General features: G+C 73.0%; 14 protein-coding genes. 8 read left to right on the top strand and 6 right to left on the bottom strand.

The annotated features are described in order from the left end of the window. Positions 1–26 precede the first annotated feature (26 nt). Positions 27–785 carry an IclR family transcriptional regulator gene (locus AB0H64_RS19435; RefSeq protein ID WP_357626062.1) on the top strand — a complete coding sequence of 253 codons (759 nt, stop codon included), beginning with the start codon at positions 27–29 and terminating at the stop codon, positions 783–785. Between the two features lie 40 nt (positions 786–825). After that, on the top strand, positions 826–1,665 hold the full coding sequence (locus AB0H64_RS19430) for an SMP-30/gluconolactonase/LRE family protein (protein ID WP_357626059.1): 840 nt from the start codon (positions 826–828) through the stop codon (positions 1,663–1,665). Between the two features lie 76 nt (positions 1,666–1,741). Here the strand turns inward: AB0H64_RS19430 and AB0H64_RS19425 are convergent, their stop codons facing one another. Beyond that, the gene (locus tag AB0H64_RS19425; RefSeq protein ID WP_357626057.1) at positions 1,742–2,683 is read right to left on the bottom strand and encodes an alcohol dehydrogenase catalytic domain-containing protein; all 942 of its coding nucleotides are present in this window, start codon (positions 2,681–2,683) and stop codon (positions 1,742–1,744) included. A gap of 242 nt (positions 2,684–2,925) precedes the next feature. On the opposite strand from AB0H64_RS19425, the gene AB0H64_RS19420 reads away from it, so the two are divergent. From AB0H64_RS19420 to AB0H64_RS19395, 6 genes are all read left to right on the top strand, one after another. After that, complete coding sequence (locus AB0H64_RS19420; RefSeq protein ID WP_357626055.1) at positions 2,926–4,008, top strand: alanine racemase; 1,083 nt, start codon at positions 2,926–2,928, stop codon at positions 4,006–4,008. A gap of 24 nt (positions 4,009–4,032) precedes the next feature. Continuing rightward, complete coding sequence (locus tag AB0H64_RS19415; RefSeq protein WP_357626052.1) at positions 4,033–4,797, top strand: SDR family NAD(P)-dependent oxidoreductase; 765 nt, start codon at positions 4,033–4,035, stop codon at positions 4,795–4,797. 123 nt (positions 4,798–4,920) lie between these two features. After that, a complete protein-coding gene (locus tag AB0H64_RS19410) occupies positions 4,921–5,973 on the top strand; it encodes an amidohydrolase family protein (protein ID WP_357626050.1) in 1,053 nt (350 codons plus the stop codon). Between the two features lie 132 nt (positions 5,974–6,105). Beyond that, on the top strand, positions 6,106–6,702 hold the full coding sequence (locus AB0H64_RS19405; RefSeq protein WP_357626047.1) for a helix-turn-helix domain-containing protein: 597 nt from the start codon (positions 6,106–6,108) through the stop codon (positions 6,700–6,702). Then, complete coding sequence (locus tag AB0H64_RS19400; protein ID WP_357626215.1) at positions 6,702–8,438, top strand: ABC transporter ATP-binding protein; 1,737 nt, start codon at positions 6,702–6,704, stop codon at positions 8,436–8,438. Before AB0H64_RS19405 ends, AB0H64_RS19400 begins: the two co-directional genes overlap by 1 nt. After that, positions 8,435–10,390 (top strand): ABC transporter ATP-binding protein, encoded by a 1,956-nt coding sequence (locus AB0H64_RS19395; RefSeq protein ID WP_357626044.1) that lies wholly within the window; start codon positions 8,435–8,437, stop codon positions 10,388–10,390. The genes AB0H64_RS19400 and AB0H64_RS19395 overlap by 4 nt, the downstream gene beginning before the upstream one ends. A 21-nt stretch (positions 10,391–10,411) precedes the next feature. Here the strand turns inward: AB0H64_RS19395 and AB0H64_RS19390 are convergent, their stop codons facing one another. The 5 genes from AB0H64_RS19390 to AB0H64_RS19370 are packed head-to-tail and all read right to left on the bottom strand — an operon-like array spanning position 10,412 to position 18,000. Then, positions 10,412–11,257: a hypothetical protein gene (locus AB0H64_RS19390; protein WP_357626041.1), complete on the bottom strand. Its 846-nt coding sequence runs from the start codon at positions 11,255–11,257 to the stop codon at positions 10,412–10,414. After that, complete coding sequence (locus AB0H64_RS19385; RefSeq protein ID WP_357626038.1) at positions 11,254–11,724, bottom strand: hypothetical protein; 471 nt, start codon at positions 11,722–11,724, stop codon at positions 11,254–11,256. Before AB0H64_RS19385 ends, AB0H64_RS19390 begins: the two co-directional genes overlap by 4 nt. Beyond that, a complete protein-coding gene (locus AB0H64_RS19380; RefSeq protein ID WP_357626036.1) occupies positions 11,721–12,263 on the bottom strand; it encodes a hypothetical protein in 543 nt (180 codons plus the stop codon). The genes AB0H64_RS19385 and AB0H64_RS19380 overlap by 4 nt, the downstream gene beginning before the upstream one ends. A gap of 38 nt (positions 12,264–12,301) precedes the next feature. Further along, positions 12,302–12,742 carry an acyl-CoA thioesterase gene (locus AB0H64_RS19375; protein WP_357626035.1) on the bottom strand — a complete coding sequence of 147 codons (441 nt, stop codon included), beginning with the start codon at positions 12,740–12,742 and terminating at the stop codon, positions 12,302–12,304. After that, entirely contained in the window at positions 12,739–18,000 is a 5,262-nt protein-coding gene (locus AB0H64_RS19370) for an SDR family NAD(P)-dependent oxidoreductase (protein ID WP_357626033.1), read from the bottom strand. Before AB0H64_RS19370 ends, AB0H64_RS19375 begins: the two co-directional genes overlap by 4 nt.

Raw genomic sequence — 18,000 nt, 5'->3', positions numbered from 1 at the left:
CATGGAATCCTGTGGAAGAGAGCCCCGTGGGTGAGGCCCAGTCCCCGGTGGGCAGCGTCGACCGCGCCCTGCTGATCCTGCAGGAGATCGGCAAGCACAGCCGGGGCGTCACGCTCGACGAGCTCGCCAGCCGGCTCGGCCTGCCCAAGAGCTCGCTGCACCGCCTGCTCGGCGCGCTGAAGCACCGCGGCTTCGCCGCGCAGCCCGAGCCGGGCGGCCCCTACTTCGTGGGCACCGAGCTGCTGGCCACGGCCTTCCGGTACTACGAGTCCATGGACCTGCGCACCCTCGTGCGTCCGCTGCTGCTGCGGCTGCGCGAGGAGTTCGACGAGACCGTGCACGTCGCCGTCCTCGACGGCGGCGAGATCGTCTACCTCGACAAGGTCGAGGCGGTGCGGTCGATCACGATGAGCTCGGTGGTGGGCGGCCGCAACGCCGCGCACTGCACGGGCGTCGGCAAGGCGCTGCTGGCCTGGACGTACCCGACCGACGAGGCCGTCAAGGCGTGGGCCGAGAGGTACGGCCCCCTCGGGGTGCGGACCAGGAACACCATCACCGCGCCGGCCAAGCTCGCCGCCCACCTGGAGCAGGTGCGGGGCCGCGGCTACGCGCTCGACCTGGAGGAGAACGAGCCGGGCGTGCGCTGCGTCGCGGCGCCGATCTTCCTGGGCAGGACCGTGCCGGTCGCCGCGGTGAGCGTGACCGCGATCAAGGACCGGATGTCGCCGGCCCGGCTGGAAGAGGTCGGCGCGGGCCTCCGGCGCGCGATCTCCGAGCAGCTGTGACCGGAATACCGTTCTGTATGGTGGATGGGAAGACTTCGCGATGGATCTGAAACCGGTACCGGTTCCCGCGGCCCGGCTCGGCGAGGGGCCGCGCTGGGACGAGCGCACGGGGACGCTGCTGTGGGTGGACATCCCGGCCGGCCTGGTGCACCGCCTGGACCCCGCCGACGACGCCCAGGAGTCGATCGACGTGGGCCGGCCGGTCGGCGTGGCGCTGCCCCGTGCCTCGGGCGGCCTGGCGCTCGCGGTCAGGGACGGCTTCGCCGTCCACGAGGGGGGACGGCTGGAGGTGGTCGCCCCCGTGACCGCCGCCGAGCCCCCCGGCAACCGGATGAACGACGGCGCCTGCGACCGTGCCGGACGGTTCTTCGCGGGCACCAAGGCCGAGGACGACACCCCGGGCGCGGGCTCGCTCTACCGGCTGGACACCGACCGGAGCTGCGAGCGGGTGCTGGCCGGGGTGACGATCTCGAACGGCATCGCGTGGAGCCCGGACGAGCGGCTGCTGTACTACGTGGACACGCCCACCGGCCAGGTGGACGTCTTCGACTACGACCCGGCGAGCGGCGAGATGGCGAACCGGCGGCGCTTCGCCGGGCTCCCGCAGCCCGACGGCATCACGGTGGACGCCGCCGGGCACGTGTGGGTCGCGCTGTGGGGCGGCGCGTCGGTCGTGCGGCTGCGGCCCGACGGCTCCACGGACCTGACCGTCCCCGTCCCCGCCGCCAACGTGACGAGCTGCGCGTTCGGCGGGCCCGATCTGGACGTGCTGTACGTGACCACCGCCTGGGACGGCAGCGGCGGCGGGGAGCTGTGGCGCTGTCCCACCCCCTACACGGGCCTACCCGCCAACCCGTACCGCGACCTGCCCAGCCCGTGACGGCCGGCAGGCACGCAGAACGGGCGCCCGAGGAGATCGGGCGCCCGTCGAGAGCAGAGGTGGAGAGCCGAGAAGGTCAGGCGCCGGGGGACAGGAGCGCCTTGACCGGATTCGGGTCGCCGTTCATGAGCCTGGTGAAGACCTCCGCCCCCTCGCTCAGCGGGAAGGTGTCCACCCAGCTCAGGTCCCAGCTCCCGACCATCGCGGAGGCGGCGGCGAAGTCGGCGCCGGAGTAGGCGAACGACCCCAGCACCCGCTGCTCGCCGCGCACCAGCCCGGCCGCGTCGAAGCCCGGCTCGGTGTCGGCCAGCCCCAGCCAGACCGCCGTCCCGCCCGGCCGCAGCAGCGCGGCCGACGCGCGACGGGTGGCCGCCGCGCCCACCGCGTCGAAGATCACGTCGTACTCGCCGGTCAGCTCGCCGGTGGCGGCGTCCGCCCCGAGACGTCCCGCGAGGGCCAGGCGGCTCTCCGACCGGTCGGCGACGTCCACCCTGGCGGCCCCGCCCGTACGGGCGACCTGCAGGCACGCCAGCCCGATCGCGCCCGCGCCGACGACACCCACCCGCGCCCCGGCCGGGGCCCCGGCCAGCTCCCAGGCGTGCACGGCGTTCGCCGCGGGCTCCACGACGCCCGCGGCCGTCCAGCCGAGCCCCTCGGGCAGGTCGACCAGCGCGGCGGCGGGCACGGACACGCGCTCGGCGAACCCGCCGGGCCGGTGCACCCCGACGATCCGCCGGTTCCGGCACACGTTCCGCAGCCCGAGCGCGCACACGTCGCACGACCCGCACGACAGGATCGGGTTGACCAGCACCGCCCGCCCGTCGTCGGTGCGGCCCGCGAACTCGTGCCCCATCACCAGCGGCGGCACCCGGAAGCCGGGCGTCCTGACGCCGTGCAGCTCGCTCCCGCAGATGCCGGAGGCGACCACGTGGACCAGCACCTCGTCCCGGCCGACCACGGGCTCGTCGACCTCCCGCAGCTCCACCGTCGCGGGCCCGGTGAACACCAATGCCTTCACGGCGTCGCTCCGATCACGGGGTCGGCCAGGGTGCCGGCCGGCGGGGGATCGCCGGTGCCGACGCGTACGGCGCCAAGCCTCATATGTGCTCCCGATTCCGCTATGCAGAATGTAGTTCCGAAACCATGTCAGAACATCAGCACCACGCAACGATGTCAAGGTTTCCGTATAACGGAACGCTGGTGCGCAATGCGGAATCGATGCTATTTTCGCCGGGAGCTACCAGAGGGGCGGTCCCACGCATGTACCCCGAGATCGACACGCCGGCTCTCGTCATGGACCTGGACGTGGTCAGGGCCAACGTGCGCGAGATGGCGAAGGCGGCGGCGAGCAACGGCGTCCGCCTGCGCCCGCACATCAAGACCCACAAGATGCCCGAGCTGGCGCGCATGCAGCTCGACGCCGGGGCGATCGGCATCACCTGCGCCAAGCTCGGCGAGGCCGAGGTGATGGCCGACGCCGGGATCGACGACATCCTGCTCGCCTTCCCGGTCTGGGGAGAGCCCAAGCTGCGCCGGCTGGCGGCGCTGCGCGAGCGGGCCAGGGTCCGGGTCAGCCTCGACTCGCCCGAGGTGGCGGAGGGGCTCGGCCGGCTGGGCGGGCCGCCGGTCGAGGTGCTGGTCGAGGTGGACACCGGCCAGCACCGGCTCGGACGCCCGCCGGGGCGGCCCACCGCCGACCTGGTGGCCGAGATCGCCGCGATCCCCGGTGTCGAGGTCGTCGGCCTGCTCACGCTGGCCGGGCACGCCTACCACGCCCGCACCCCGGAGGAGCTGGCCGAGACCTCCCGCCGCGAGGGCGCCGACCTGGTGGCCACCGCCGAGCTGTGCGCCCGCGAGGGCATCGCCCTGCGCGAGATCAGCGTGGGCTCCACGCCCACCGCCAGGCACGTCGCGGGGGTGGCCGGGGTGACCGAGATCAGGCCGGGCACCTATGTCTTCAACGACACCGCGATGATCCGGCTGGGGGTCGCCACCGAGCGGACCGCCGGCGCCCGCGTGCTGTCCACGGTCATCGCCCGGCCGACGCCCGAACGGGTCGTGTTCGACGCCGGCACCAAGTGCCTCACCTCCGACGGCGCCGGCTCGCCCGACTGGATCAGGGTGGTCGGGCATCCGTACGCGCACATGGACTTCCTCAACGAGGAGCACGGCGTGGCGCTGCTGGAGCCGGGCCACCACGACGCGCTGCCGGTCGGCGCGCGGGTCCAGCTCATCCCCGGCCACGCCTGCTCGGCCGTGAACATGTTCGACTCCGCGTACGGGATCGAGGGCGGCCGGGTCACCACCGAACTGCGCGTCGCGGCCCGCGGCGCCGTGCGCTGACATGCTGAAGAAGGGGGAGGTCGCATGAGGGGACTGTCCGGCAGGAGGGTGTTGATCAGCGGCGGCAGCAGCGGGATCGGCGCCGCCACGGCACGCAGGTTCCTGGAGGAGGGCGCCAGGGTCGTCATCGGCGGGCTGGACCCGGCCGAGGTGGAGGCGACGGTGTCCGAGCTGTCGGCGCTGGGCGAGGTGAGCGGCCTGGCGGCCGACGTGTCGGCGGAGGCGGACGTCTCCCGGCTGGTCGAGGGCGCGATCGCGGCGCTCGGCGGGCTCGACGTCCTGATCAACAACGCCGGAACGGCGTGGCGGGAGCCGTTCCTGGAGATCTCGCCCGAGCACTGGGACCGGATCATGGCCGTGAACCTGCGCGGCATGTTCCTGGTCGCCCAGGCCGTGGCCAGGCGGCTCGTGGACCAGGGCACGGGCGGGGTGATCCTCAACATGTCCTCCACCAACGGCCTGGGCGGCGAGGCGGACTACGCCCACTACAACGCCTCCAAGGGCGGGGTGCTGCTGCTCACCAAGACCATGGCCGTGGAGCTCGGCAGGCACGGCATCCGGGTCAACGCGCTCTGTCCCGGCTACATCAGGACCCCGCTCAACGCGTCGATCTCGGCCGGGCTGGCCGACGACTTCGTCTCGTCGTACGAGAGCGAGCTGATCCCGCTCGGCCGGGCCGGCCTGGCCGAGGAGGTGGCCGCCGGCTACGCCTTCCTGGCCAGTGACGACGCGGCCTTCATCCACGGCACCGAGCTGGTCATCGACGGTGGTCAGCTGGCCGTCATGTAGATCCACCCCCCCTGCTCGACCCCGGCACCGCCGCCACGCTGCCGGTACGCCGCATCCGTGAGCTGGTCGACGACCTGATCGCGGACGCGGCGACCTGCCGCCCGAGAGAGTCAGGGACGCCCCATGTGTGACGCCGATCTGCCCCTGTCCAGGTACCGTCCGATCTCCCGGCTCCGGGTCGCCGCCCACGAGGTCGCGCGCGCCCGCGTCCCCGCCGTGGACGCCCACGTCCACCTCGGCCGCTGGCTGACCGAGGACGGCGACTGGATGGTCAAGGACGTCCCCGCCCTGATCGGCCTGATTGACGAGCTGAACCTGCGCGGCATGGTCAACCTCGACGGCCGCTGGGGCCGGGAGCTGACCGAGAACATCGAGCGCTACGACGCCGCCCACCCCGGCAGGTTCGCCACGTTCTGCCACGTCGACTGGTCGCAGACGGCCGAGCCCGGCTTCGGCGAGCGGCTGGCCGCGCAGCTGCGCGGCTCGGTGGCGGAGGGCGCGGCCGGGCTGAAGGTCTGGAAGGACGTGGGCCTGCGGGTCCGCGACGACCGCGGTGAGCTGCTGATGCTCGACGACCCGCGGCTCGACCCGCTGTGGCAGGCCGTCGCCGAGGCCGGCATCCCCGTCGCGCTGCACACCGCCGACCCGGTGGCGTTCTTCGAGCCGATGGACGAGCGCAACGAGCGGCTCGAACAGCTGGCCGCCCGCCCCGACTGGAACTTCTCCGGCCCCGGGTTCCCGCCGTTCCAGCGGCTGATGGACGCGTTGGAGTCGATGGTCGCCCGGCACCCGGCCACGACCGTGATCGGCGTGCACGCGGGCTGCTGGCCGGAGAACCTCGGCTTCGCCGGGCGGATGCTCGACACGTACCCGAACTTCCACATCGACATCGCGGCGCGCATCGCCGAGCTGGGCCGTCAGCCGCGCGCCACGCGCGCGCTGATGCTGCGCCACCCGGGACGGGTGCTGTTCGGCACCGACGAGATCCCGCCGGAGCGCGACATCTACCGCATCCACTTCCGCTTCATGGAGACCGCCGACGAGGCGTTCCCGCACTCGCTGGACGACCCGCCGCTGATGGGCCGCTGGACGATCTCGGGGCTCGACCTGCCCGACGACGTGCTCCAGCAGGTCTACACCGGCAACGCCGTCAGGCTCGTGCCGAGACTCGCATGACCACCGGCCTCACACCCGCTCATGGGACCCGAACCGGTGGCGCCTTCCCGGTATCGGGACAAAACCATTTGAACGAGTGAGTACTCGCTCACTAGGCTCTGCGCCATGGCCATGAGGAGAAGGGTGCCGGCCATGGCACCAGAAGATCGCCGTGCCGCGCTCATCGCCGCCACGCTTCCCCTGCTGCGCGAGTACGGCACCACCGTCAGCACCCGTCAGATCGCCGAGGCCGCGGGAGTGGCCGAGGGCACGATCTTCGGCGTCTTCCCCGACAAGGCCTCGCTGCTGCGCGCGGCGCTGGCGAGCGCGTTCGACCCGCAGCCGGCGGTGGACGCGCTCGCGGCCATCGACACGCGGTCCGAGCTGCGCGAGCGGCTGCGCGAGGCGGTCACGCTGCTGCGGGCGGGGATGAGCGCCAACGCCAACCTCATGACCGCCCCCAGGGCGCTGATGGCCGACGACGCCGAGCTCCACCAGCGGATGCTGGACGGCCGGCACCGGATCGGGACGGCGATCGCCGCCCTGGTCGAGCCCGACCGCCACCGGCTGCGTCGCTCTCCCGAGGGCACGGCGCACCTGCTCCTCATGCTGATCGCGGTGAGCGTGCACCGCGGCTTCGGCCTGGGCGGCGAGTTCGGCGACATGGAAGACGAGGAGATCGTCTCCGTCCTGCTCGACGGGCTGCTCGTGCGGCCTTCCCCCGACCCTTCGACAGAAAGCCCCTCTTGATGCTGCTCCGTCTGCTGCGGGTCCAGCTCAGGCCGTACGGGAAAGAGATCACGCTCGTCGTCCTCTTCCAGTTCGTGCAGACGCTGGCCACGCTCTATCTCCCCACACTGAACGCCGACATCATCGACGACGGCGTCGTCAAGGGCGACACCGGTTACATCGCCCGCATCGGGCTGGTGATGCTCGGTGTGACGCTCGTCCAGATCGTCTGCTCCGTCGTGGCCGTGTACTACGGCGCCCGGACCTCGATGGCGCTGGGCCGCGACCTGCGGGCCGCGATCTTCCACCGGGTGCAGGACTTCTCCGCCCAGGAGGTCAACAGGTTCGGCCCGCCGTCCCTCATCACCCGGACCACCAACGACGTGCAGCAGGTGCAGCTGCTCGTGCTGATGACGTTCACGATGGTGGTGGCCGCGCCGATCATGTGCGTCGGCGGCATCGTCCTGGCGCTGCGCCAGGACGCGGCGCTGTCGTCGCTGCTGCTCGTCGCGCTGCCCGTGATGATCGTCGTCGTGGGCGTGATCGTCATGCGGATGCGCCCGCACTTCCGCACCATGCAGGAGCGCATCGACCGGATCAACCAGGTGCTGCGCGAGCAGATCACCGGCATCCGGGTCATCAGGGCCTTCGTCCGCGACCGGCACGAGCGCGAGCGCTTCGGCGTGGCCAACGACCAGCTGACCGACGTGTCGCTGCGGGTCGGGCGGCTGATGGCGCTGATGTTCCCCACGGTCATGCTGGTGGTGAACCTGTCCAGCGTCGCCGTGGTCTGGTTCGGCGGCCACCGCATCGCCGACGGGACCATGCAGGTGGGCGCGCTGACCGCGGTCATCTCCTACCTGATGCAGATCCTCATGTCGGTGATGATGGCCATGTTCATGTTCATGATGATCCCGAGGGCCGAGGTCTGCGCCGAGCGCATCGAGGAGGTGCTCGACACCGAGCCGACCGTCCACCCGCCGGCCGACCCCGTCACCCCCGAGCGACGCATCGGCGAGCTGGAGCTGCGGTCCGTGGACTTCCGGTACCCGGGCGCCGAGCAGCCGGTGCTGTGCGACGTGAGCTTCACGGCGCGGCCGGGCCGTACCACCGCGATCATCGGCAGCACGGGCAGCGGCAAGACCACGCTGCTCAACCTCATCCCGCGCCTGTTCGACGCGACCGCCGGCGAGGTGCTGGTCGACGGCGTCAGCGTCCGCGACCTCGACCCCGCCGTGCTCTCCCGGGCGGTCGGCCTGGTCCCGCAGTCGCCCTACCTCTTCTCCGGCACCGTCGCCTCCAACCTGAGGTACGGCAGGCCGGACGCCACCGACGAGGAGCTGTGGCGGGCCCTGGAGGTGGCCCAGGCCCGCGAGTTCGTCGAGGCGATGCCCGGCGGCCTGGAGGAGCCGATCTCCCAGGGCGGCACGAACGTCTCCGGCGGGCAGCGCCAGCGCCTGGCCATCGCCAGGACACTGGTGCACCGGCCCGAGATCTACCTGTTCGACGACTCCTTCTCCGCCCTCGACTTCGCCACCGACGCCCGGCTGCGGGCCGCGCTGGCCGAGGAGATCACCGACGCCACGATCGTCATCGTGGCCCAGCGCGTCAACACGATCCGCGACGCCGACCGCATCCTCGTGCTGGAGGACGGCCGCGTGGTCGGCAGCGGCGACCACACCGAGCTCATGACCACCTGCCCGACGTACCGGGAGATCGTGCTGTCCCAGCTCACCGAACAGGAGGCGGCCGCATGAGCACCCCCCAAGCGCCCCCGCGGCGCCCTCAGCCCGCGTTCGGCCCCGGCCGGATGATGTCCGGGCCGGCCGAGAAGGCCCTCGACTTCGGCGGCTCGCTCCGCCGCCTGCTGAACCTGCTGCGGCCCGAGCGCGCGCTGCTCGTCGTCATCCTGGCCCTCGGCACGGCCAGCGTGGCGCTGACCGTGACGGGCCCCAAGATCCTCGGCCATGCCACGGACCTGATCTTCTCCGGCATCATCGGAGCCCGGCTCCCCGCGGGGATCACCAAGGAGCAGGCCGTGGCGGGGCTGCGCGCCCGTGGCCAGGGCACGTTCGCCGACATGGTGTCGTCGATGAGCGTGGTGCCCGGCCACGGCATCGACTTCACCGCGCTGGCCCAGGTGCTGGGCTGGGTGCTGGCCATCTACGTGGTGGCCGCGCTGCTCGGGATCGTGCAGTTCCGGCTGACCACGACCGTCGTGCAGCGGGCGGCGTCCCGGCTGCGCGGGCGGATCGAGGCCAAGCTGGCGCGGCTGCCGCTGAGCTACTTCGACGCCCAGCCGCGCGGCGAGATCCTCAGCCGCGCCACCAACGACACCGACAACGTCGCCCAGACGCTCCAGCAGACGATGAGCCAGCTCATCTCGTCGGCGCTGACGGTCGTGGCGGTGCTGGTGATGATGTTCTGGATCTCGCCGATCCTGGCGCTCATCGCGCTGGTCACGGTGCCGGTCTCGGTCTACGTCACCACGGTCGTCGGCAAGCGGTCGCAGCCGCAGTTCATCAAGCAGTGGTCCTCGACGGGCAAGCTCAACGGCCACATCGAGGAGATGTACGGCGGCCACACCCTGGTCAAGGTGTTCGGCCGGCAGAAGGAGGCCGCCGAGACCTTCGACCGGCACAACGACGCCCTGTTCGCCTCCAGCTTCCGCGCCCAGTTCATCTCCGGGATGATCCAGCCGGCGATGATGTTCATCGGCAACCTCAACTACGTGCTGGTCGCCGTGGTGGGCGGGTTCAAGGTGGCCTCGGGCTCGATCTCGCTGGGCGACGTGCAGGCGTTCATCCAGTACTCGCGGCAGTTCAGCCAGCCGCTGACCCAGGTGGCCGGCATGGCGAACCTGGTGCAGTCGGGCGTCGCCTCGGCGGAGCGGGTCTTCGAGCTGCTGGAGGCCACCGAGCAGTCCCCGGAGCCGGACCGGCCCGCACGACCGGAGCGGGTCCGGGGCCGGGTGGCGTTCGAGAACGTGTCCTTCCGCTACACGCCGGACAGGCCGCTGATCGAGAACCTGTCGCTGACGGTGGAGCCCGGCCAGACCGTGGCCATCGTCGGCCCCACCGGAGCGGGCAAGACGACGCTGGTCAACCTCATCATGCGCTTCTACGAGGTGACCGGCGGCCGGATCACGCTCGACGGCGTCGACATCGCCGAGATGTCCCGGGAGGAGCTGCGCGCCGGCATCGGCATGGTGCTGCAGGACACGTGGCTGTTCGGCGGGACGATCGCGGAGAACATCGGCTACGGGGCCGAGGGCGCCACGCGTGAACGCATCGAGGCCGCCGCGGAGGCCGCCCACGTGGACCGCATCGCGCACACGCTGCCCGACGGCTACGACACGGTGGTCGACGAGGAGGGCGCGACGGTCAGCGCGGGCGAGAAGCAGCTGATCACGATCGCCCGGGCGTTCCTGTCCGAGCCGGCGATCCTCATCCTGGACGAGGCCACCAGCTCGGTCGACACCCGCACCGAGGTGCTCATCCAGCGGGCGATGAGCTCGCTGCGCGAGGGCCGCACCAGTTTCGTGATCGCCCACCGGCTGTCCACGATCCGCGACGCCAGCCTGATCCTCGTCATGGAGAATGGGCGCATCGTCGAGCAGGGCACGCACGAGTCGCTGCTGGCCGCGGACGGCGCGTACGCCCGGCTGTACTCCGCCCAGTTCGCCCAGGCCGTCGTGGAGGTGGACTAGCGGAGAGCGAGCATGGAGCCGTCAGGACGGCAGGCGCATGATGCGGAGGAAGGCGGGCAGCAACCACGGCCGGGGGCCCCGGACGACGACGCCGCCGCCGAGCACCGCCCGTGCCCTGCTGACCCGGCCGAACAGCATCAGGTTGAGCGTCACCGGCTCGAAGAGGAGGCGGACATCGGCCTGCCCTCCCGGCGGTTCCACGGTCACCCGGCCGTCGTCGATCACGATGGCCCGGGTGGTCGTGTACGGCGAGGCGAACTCCACCGCGACCCGCCGGCTCGGCCAGGGGCCGTGACCCTCGAGCAGCCGGCCGTAGCCGTGGTGGATGACGCCGATGAGGAACAGCTCGAAGAACAGGGCGGCCTCCCGCCGGGGCACCCACCACCGCGCGCCCACCGGCCGGGCGATGTCCCGGCCGTGGATCTGCAGCTCGTTGAGCAGATGGGCGAGCAGGCCGGCCAGCGGGACCGCGGAGCCGCCGAGCCACGGCAGGGCGGCGGCCGGGTCCCGGCCGTCCGTCGCGTCGAGCAGCAGCTTGATGTCCGAGCGGATCTGACCGGCCAGCGCGTCCGGGTCGCGCTCGGTGAACCGTCCCAGGACGACCTCGTTGAGGTCCGCGACGGTGTCGATGGTGGTCTCCCTCATCAGCTCGCCCAGGCCGTGGACCGGTGGCGGGGCGACTCCGACCATGGAGGCGCACGCCTGGGTGAGGGTGGCCACGTGCGCGGCGGTGTCGGCCACCGACCAGTGCCGGGTCGCCTGAGCGGACGGTGCGGCGGCCGACACCAGGTCGGCGAAACGATCACCTGTTGTCGCCAGTGAGGCGCGCGTCGTCCGCCACGCGTCGTCCGTGATCGCGACGATCATGTTCGTTCACTCTCCAAGGGGGAGTTCCGGCGGGAGGCCAGCTCCCGGCGCACCGTTCCGGCGACCGGCGCGAGGGCGAAGGCCAGGAGCGCGAGCTCGGCCAGGAACAGGAAGGCGGTGAAGATCCATTCGTTGGACCCGTGCCCGTAGACCCGGTTGGGCAGCCCGACGTCGATCGCCTCGGTCCGCCGGCCCGCCTGGTCGGTGGTCCGGTCGCTGCCGGCGAGGGTGACTCCCGTGCGACGGACGACGCCGTCGTGGGAGCGGAAGTCGCCGGTCCACGCGCAGCTCTCGTGGCCGGGGTGCCGCACGCAGTCCAGGCGTCGCGCGGTGAAGGTCCCGGACCGGCCGTCGCCGGTGGCGAGCCGCAGCGCCGGGCCGATCCCGGGGACCGTCCACGACAGCAGGAGGGCGGTGACGAGCAGGAGGGCCACGGTCAGCGGCGGGGACGGGCGCCTTCGTCTCATGCCGCTCCGAGGGCGCAGCCACAGCGCATGACGCTGCGCTCGGCCTCGCGCGGCCTGCGGTGCAGCAGCATCGCGACCACCATCGGCACGAAGACCACGGCGTTGTAGAACAGGTGCAGCTCCACGCGGGGGATCACGAGCTGGATGATGCTGGTCGGAACGGGCCGTCCGGCCAGATGCGTGCCGGTGATCGCCTGGATCAGCAGGAGCAGGTGCTCGATGTGGTGCCAGAACTGGATGGCGAGCGCGATGTTCCACCAGGTCCGGGAGCGGCCGGTGAAACCCGGCCGCAGCAGGATCAGTCCGGCGAGCATGACCAGGGCGTAGCCGTAGTGCATCCATTCGGAGGTGACGAGCCAGGGGAACGGCAGTCCCAGCACCCCACGCGCCTCCGAGATCGGCCATCCGAGGGCGTAGATCTGGATCGCCTGCGTGACGTGTTCCGCCCAGTGGGCGAGGACGATCACCAGGAAGACGCCGAGGGCGGCCTTGTGGTGTCGCTCGTTGAGCTGCCGTCGAGTGGTGACGGGGGTGGACATGGTCGAGCTCCTGACGTCGACTTTCCGGTGGTGGATGTTCAGGGCGCCGTGATGGGGGAGTAGCGGTCGAGGGCTCGTCCGAGCGAGACGGGGATCTCGGCCGGGACGAGGGCCCCTGCGGGGTCGCGGCGCATGCACGCGATCGTCTGCCGTCCGACCGCGACCAGCCGGGCCGGGCCGGCGCCCAGCCGGTAGTACCGGAAGTCCATGGTCACCCGGTTCGCCGCGATGCCGCCCAGGGACATGCGGACCGACACCTCGTCGAGGGCGTACAGCTCGGCGAAGAACTCGCACGAGCAGTCGGCCGTGACCAGGACGAGGTCGCCGGCGAGCGCCTGGAGGACCTCCGGCGCCTGGTCGGCCAGGAAGCGTTCCCGGCAGCGGCCCTGCCACTCGAAATAGTGGGAGAAGTACACGTTCCCGACGACGTTGGTGTCGGCGAAGGTGACGACCTGGCGGTGTTCGTAGAAAGGAGTCATCGCGTCTCCTGGGTGAGCACGGCGACGACCATGGATCGCGGCGGGCCGTCGGAGCTGTTCAGGGTGAGCAGGCCGGACAGGACCGCCAGCCCCGACGGGCCGGTCAGCTTGATCCAGCCGTGCTCGTAGGCCGCCTCCACCTGGAGCGACTCCGCCTGGCCGGCTTCGGGCAGGCACTTGTGAGCCGTCCTCAGCCGGGAGTCGAGGGTGAGCCGGGACTCGCCCGTCAGCCGCGCGAGCTGCTCGGCCTGCCGGGCCCACTCCGGCTCCGGCGTCAGCGGAGGCTCGGGCTGGAGCGGCGGCTCGCCCAGCTCCAGCCACTCGTCGGTCACGGCCGACGCCCCCGGGCACAGGTCTCCGACCATCCGCTCCAGGTACGGGCCGGTCAGCAGCGCAGGCATGGCGTCCATGCGCAGCGGCCCGGTGTCGAGGAGCCGCAGCCCCGTCCAGCTGAACACCGGCCGCCCGTCCGCCGACCGCGCCACGACGTCGTAGACGTAGTCGGTGCCGTGATGGGACCGCTCGACCGCCTCGACGACCACCTCCGCGGGCGGAGCCGCGCGGCCGTGCGCCTCGAACCGGTCGCAGCCGACCGGCAGGAGCCGCCGGTGCGGCACGCAGGCCTGGAGCACATGGATGGCCGCGTCGTGCAGGGCGGCCTCCCCCAGGACCGGTGAGCCCATGCCGAGGTCGTCGCCGGTGGCCGACAGGACGGCCCGGCAGCCGGTGGGGAACAGGGACTCGAAGCGGGTCAGCCGCCGGAACGCGGGCCCGTGGAAGAACAGCGGCCCGTACAGGTCGGACGGGTCGTGGGCGGGGGGATCGTCGGCCGGGACGGCGACGTCCGGGGGCTCGGCGGACGTGGCGGAGACCCGGCCGGCGAAGTGAACGGCGGAGAAGTCGGTCTCCGCGCTGCGGATGGTGACGTCCACGTCCCCGCCGGGCTGGCGGAGGGCGTGGACGCGCAGCGTACGGGTGCCGTCGCCGGGCACGATGACCGGCCGCTCGAACCGCGCGTCCGTGATCGTACGGGCGGGGGTGCCGAGCATCTCCGCGGCCTGGGCCATGGCCTCCAGGGCGCAGACCGCCGGCAGCAGCCGCACCCCGTCGAGCCGGTGGTCGGCGAGGAACCTGCTCGCCGGGTCGAGCTCGCACTCGGCCGCCAACTCGACCCCGGGGACGAAGCCGCGCACCCGGTGCAGCAGCGAATGCCGTGACGGGGTGTCCTCCGCGCGGTCGAGCTGGGGCAGCCGGCCGCTGATGACGATGGTCTCGCCGGCCGGGCGCGCCGCGATCGCCTCCAGCAGCAGCTCCGCCCCGCGCTCCACGGGCAGCGTGCCGATGCCGGCGCCGGTGAGCTGCTCGACCACGCCGAGCCGTTCGGCCATCCCGGCCCCGGCCCAGGCGGTCCAGGCGAGCGTCGCGGTGACACAGCCGGGAGGCAGCTCGCCGGCCAGGGCGCGGACCATGGCCTGGAGCCGCCCGTTGGCCAGCGCGTAGTGGGTCTCGCCGGCCAGCCCGAACCGCCCGATGACCGAGCCGTAGGCCAGCACGAGGCGCAGCCGGTCGGTGTCCAAGGCGGCCAGGACGTTGGCCAGGCCCTCGCACTTGGTACGGGCGTGCTCGGCGAAGTCCTCCTCGGTGAGCTCGCCGAAGAGCGCGGGCCGGTTGACCCCGCCGGCGTGCACGACGCCGGTGATCGGGCCGAGGCCGGACAGCTCGGCCACGGCCCGCCCGACGGCGGTCGCGTCGGTGACGTCGGCGCTGCGGTAGGCCGCGACGATCCCGGCGGCGCGCAGCCGCTCCAGGCCGCCGGCCAGCTCGGGGTCGGTCGCGGGATCGGAGCGGCCGATCAACGCCAGCCGCACCCCGTACGCCCCGGCCAGGGTGAGCCCGGCGTGCAGCCCGATGCCCTTGCCTCCTCCGGTGATGAGGACCACCTCGTCCCGGTGGAGGGGAGCCGCGCCGTCCCCGGGGGGCAACGGCAGGTGCCGGACGGCGTACGCCTGCCCGGCGCGGTCCACGCCGTGCCAGTGGGCGTCGAGCTCCGGGTGCTCCTGACGCAGCGCGGCGACGAACCCGGACGCGCAGTCGGCCTCGTCGGCGACGACCAGGGGCCGCCCTTCGGCGATCGCCTGCCGGGCCGTGGCGACCAGGCGGGCGGCGTCGGCGTCGGCGGGCTCGGCGGGGACGCGTACCCGCAGCGCGCCCTCCGGCTCGGACGGCTGGACGGGCAGGGGGTGCTCGGCGAACAGCCGGAACCATTCCGGCGCGTCGGGTTCGCGCTCGCGAGCCGGGGGGAACGTCCCGACGGCGGCGATCAGGTCGCCGACCGTGGCCTCGGCGATCCGGGGCAGCTTCGCCGGCAGCGCCCTCCCGCACGCCGACGCGGACTCGACGGCGAGCTGTATGACGCGCAGGGAGTTCAGGTGCAGGTCGGCCAGGAGGTGGTCGTCGTCGCCGATCGCGTCCGGCTCCAGCTCCAGGGCGGCCGCGACCAGGGCGCGGACGGTCTCGGCCACGCTCCCGCCGCTCGGCCGGGCCGGCTCGGTGGTGTCCGTCCGCGCCGGTTCCGGCGTCTCCCTCCGCGCCGGTTCGTGCGCCGGCGCCAGCTCGCACGGGTTGGTCAGGAACACCGGCTCCCGGTCCAGGTCGTACGGCCGATGGAAGCGATGGCTGAACAGCGGCAGCAGCGAGTCCGTCGCGCCCGCCGCGAACAGCGCGGCGGCGCTCTCCAGCAGGCCCTGCCCGCTCCGCGCGCCGGCGTCGACGGACACGGCGGGCGGCGAGGCGCCGAGGTGAGCGGTGGCCAGGGCCGCCAGCGACCGGCCCGGCCCCACCTCGACGAGCAGGTCGCACTCGGCGGCCAGCAGCTCCAGGGCCTCGCGGAAGCGCACCGGGTCGGTGATCTGCGCGGCCAGGTGCTGCCGCAGGTCGGTGGCCGCGCCCAGCTCCACGCCGGTCACCGTCGAGAAGACCCGTCCCACCGGCGCGGCGAACGGCACCTTGTCCAGGCAGGCGGCGAACGGCGAGGTGGCCTCTCCCACGGCGGGTGAGTGGAAGGCGTGACTGACCTCCAGCTCCTTGGCGGGGAGGCCCGCCGAGCCCGCCCGCCCCAGCACTGCCGCGATCGCGGTCAGCGGTCCGGCGACGACCGTGGAGGCGCCGTTGTCCGCGGCGACGACCAGGTCCAGGCCCTCGATCAGGGCGGCGGCGCGGTCCGCCGGGGCGGCGATGGACGCCATGCCGGTGCCGGCGGCGCCCATCTCGCTCATGATCCGGCCGCGCTCGGCGACCAGGTCGAGCGCGTCCTCCTCGTCCACGGCTCCGGCCCAGGTCAGCGCGGCGATCTCGCCGACGCTGTGGCCCAGCGCCGCGACGGCCGTCACGCCGAGGCTGTCCAGCCACCTCAGGGCGGCCATCGAGGCCCGGAAGACGGCCGGCTGGACGATGCCGGTGTCGACGCCTTCCGGCCCGGTGAAGTAGGGCCGTGCCTCCTCGAACAGCCGTCCCAGGGCCCCGGCGCTGCCGCGCGCGGGGACGCCCTGGCCGGTGAACATCAGGCCGATCCTGCGGGCCGGTCCGGTCCCGCTGAAGATCCCGGACTCGGCGGCGTCGCGGCCGGCCATGGCCACGGCCTGTCCGGCCCGGCGGGCCAGCTGGGCCGGGTGGTGGGCGGTGAAGGCCACCCGGCAGGCGCCGGGCGGCTCGTCGGCCAGCCGGGCGGCCAGGTCGGTGAGCTCGGCGAAGGAGATGGTCTCCGCGCGGCGGGCGATCCGCCGCAGCTTCCCGGCGAGCTCGTCGGGGGTACCCGCCGTCACGGCGAACACCTCCGCCTCCAGCGGGGCCCGCGCCATCCGCTCCTGTACGGCGGACAACCGGCTGCGCCGGGCCGGTCCGGCCCCCTCGATCACCAGATGGGTGTTGATCCCGCCGAAGCCCATCGCGCTGACCGCGGCCCGCACCGGGGCGGCTGGCCAGGGGAGGGGCCGCTCCGCGGTCGCCAGGCCGTCCCCGAGCAGTTCGTGCGGCGTGTGCGAGCCGGTGGTGGGCGGGATGATCTGGTGGTGCACGGCCAGTGCCGCCTTGATCAGACCGGCCGCGCCGGCCGCCGCCTTGGTGTGCCCGATGTTGGCCTTGACGGACCCCACGAACGCGGGGCTCCGGTGCGGCCCCCGGACGGCCCGCATGGCCTCCAGCTCGGCGTGGTCGCCCACCGCGGTCCCGGTGCCGTGCCCCTCGAAGTAGCCGACCGTCTCCGGGCCGAACCCGGCTCGCTCGTAGGCGCGCCGCAGGGCCAGCAGCTGCCCGCCGGCCTCGGGCCTGCTGATGCCCCCGCGGCCGTCGGACGAGATCCCCCAGCCGCGGATGACCGCGATGGGCCGCCGTCCCGTGGCCAGCGCGTCGTCGAGACGCATCAGCGCGACCATGCCGCACCCCTCGCCCGGCCAGAAGCCGGTGGGGGAGGCGTCGTAGATGCGCATGTCGGTACGGGCGAGCGCGCCGGTCCGGGCGAACCCGACCAGCTCGAAGGGGTCGAGGCTGAGGTCGACGCCTCCGGCGAGGGCGAAGTCCAGGTCCCCGGCGGTCAGCGCCGCGCAGGCGTGCGCGACCGCGAGCAGCGACGAGGCGCACGCGCCGTCGACGGTGAAACCGCCGCCGTGCAGGTCGAAGTGGTTGCAGATCCGCCCGGCGATGGTGTTGGCCAGCGCTCCGGCGAGGGTCTCATCGGTGGGCTCCGGGAACGGCGCCTTGTAGAGCTCCTCGGAGCGCAGGAGCAGCCGGTCGCGGACGTCCTCGGGGATGTCCTCGCGGGCCAGGGTCTCCTGCAGGACGCGGCGGACGTACGGCCACCGCAGCCGCATCGCGGTGGCCCTGGTGAAGTCGCCGGTCAGCGTGTTGCCCATGACGACCCCGGCCTTGTCGCGGTTCATCCCGCCGGCGTCGGCGAAGCCCGCCATGGCCAGGGTGTCGGCGGCCACGTCCAGGGCCAGCCAGTGCGCCGGATCGGTGACGCGATAGGTGGCGCCGGGGACGCGGTGGCGGTTCCGGTCGAACGACCAGCCCTCCAGGACCGCCGCGTAGCGGACGTAGGTCGAGTCCGGGTCGTCGGTGTCGTAGTCGGCGGTGTTCAGCCGAGCCGCGGGCAGCGGCCGGAACGCCCGCCGGCGCGCCATGACCAGCTCCCACAGCCGGTCCGGGCCGGAGGCGTCGGGATAGCGGCAGCCCATGCCGACGATGGCGATGCCGTCTGCCAT

Source organism: Nonomuraea sp. NPDC050733 (assembly GCF_040654215.1).
Classification (GTDB): Bacteria; Actinomycetota; Actinomycetes; order Streptosporangiales; family Streptosporangiaceae; genus Nonomuraea.
This window is presented reverse-complemented; position numbering and strand designations above follow the sequence as displayed.

Bases quoted from the DNA above. Each gene is read 5' to 3' on its own strand.
- AB0H64_RS19430 (WP_357626059.1), top strand. From the start codon at position 826: ATGGATCTGAAACCGGTACCGGTTCCCGCGGCCCGGCTCGGCGAGGGG.
- AB0H64_RS19420 (WP_357626055.1), top strand. From the start codon at position 2,926: ATGTACCCCGAGATCGACACGCCGGCTCTCGTCATGGACCTGGACGTG.
- AB0H64_RS19415 (WP_357626052.1), top strand. From the start codon at position 4,033: ATGAGGGGACTGTCCGGCAGGAGGGTGTTGATCAGCGGCGGCAGCAGC.
- AB0H64_RS19410 (WP_357626050.1), top strand. From the start codon at position 4,921: ATGTGTGACGCCGATCTGCCCCTGTCCAGGTACCGTCCGATCTCCCGG.
- AB0H64_RS19405 (WP_357626047.1), top strand. From the start codon at position 6,106: ATGGCACCAGAAGATCGCCGTGCCGCGCTCATCGCCGCCACGCTTCCC.
- AB0H64_RS19400 (WP_357626215.1), top strand. From the start codon at position 6,702: ATGCTGCTCCGTCTGCTGCGGGTCCAGCTCAGGCCGTACGGGAAAGAG.
- AB0H64_RS19395 (WP_357626044.1), top strand. From the start codon at position 8,435: ATGAGCACCCCCCAAGCGCCCCCGCGGCGCCCTCAGCCCGCGTTCGGC.
- AB0H64_RS19390 (WP_357626041.1), bottom strand. From the start codon at position 11,257: ATGATCGTCGCGATCACGGACGACGCGTGGCGGACGACGCGCGCCTCA.
- AB0H64_RS19385 (WP_357626038.1), bottom strand. From the start codon at position 11,724: ATGAGACGAAGGCGCCCGTCCCCGCCGCTGACCGTGGCCCTCCTGCTC.
- AB0H64_RS19380 (WP_357626036.1), bottom strand. From the start codon at position 12,263: ATGTCCACCCCCGTCACCACTCGACGGCAGCTCAACGAGCGACACCAC.
- AB0H64_RS19375 (WP_357626035.1), bottom strand. From the start codon at position 12,742: ATGACTCCTTTCTACGAACACCGCCAGGTCGTCACCTTCGCCGACACC.
- AB0H64_RS19370 (WP_357626033.1), bottom strand. From the start codon at position 18,000: ATGGCAGACGGCATCGCCATCGTCGGCATGGGCTGCCGCTATCCCGAC.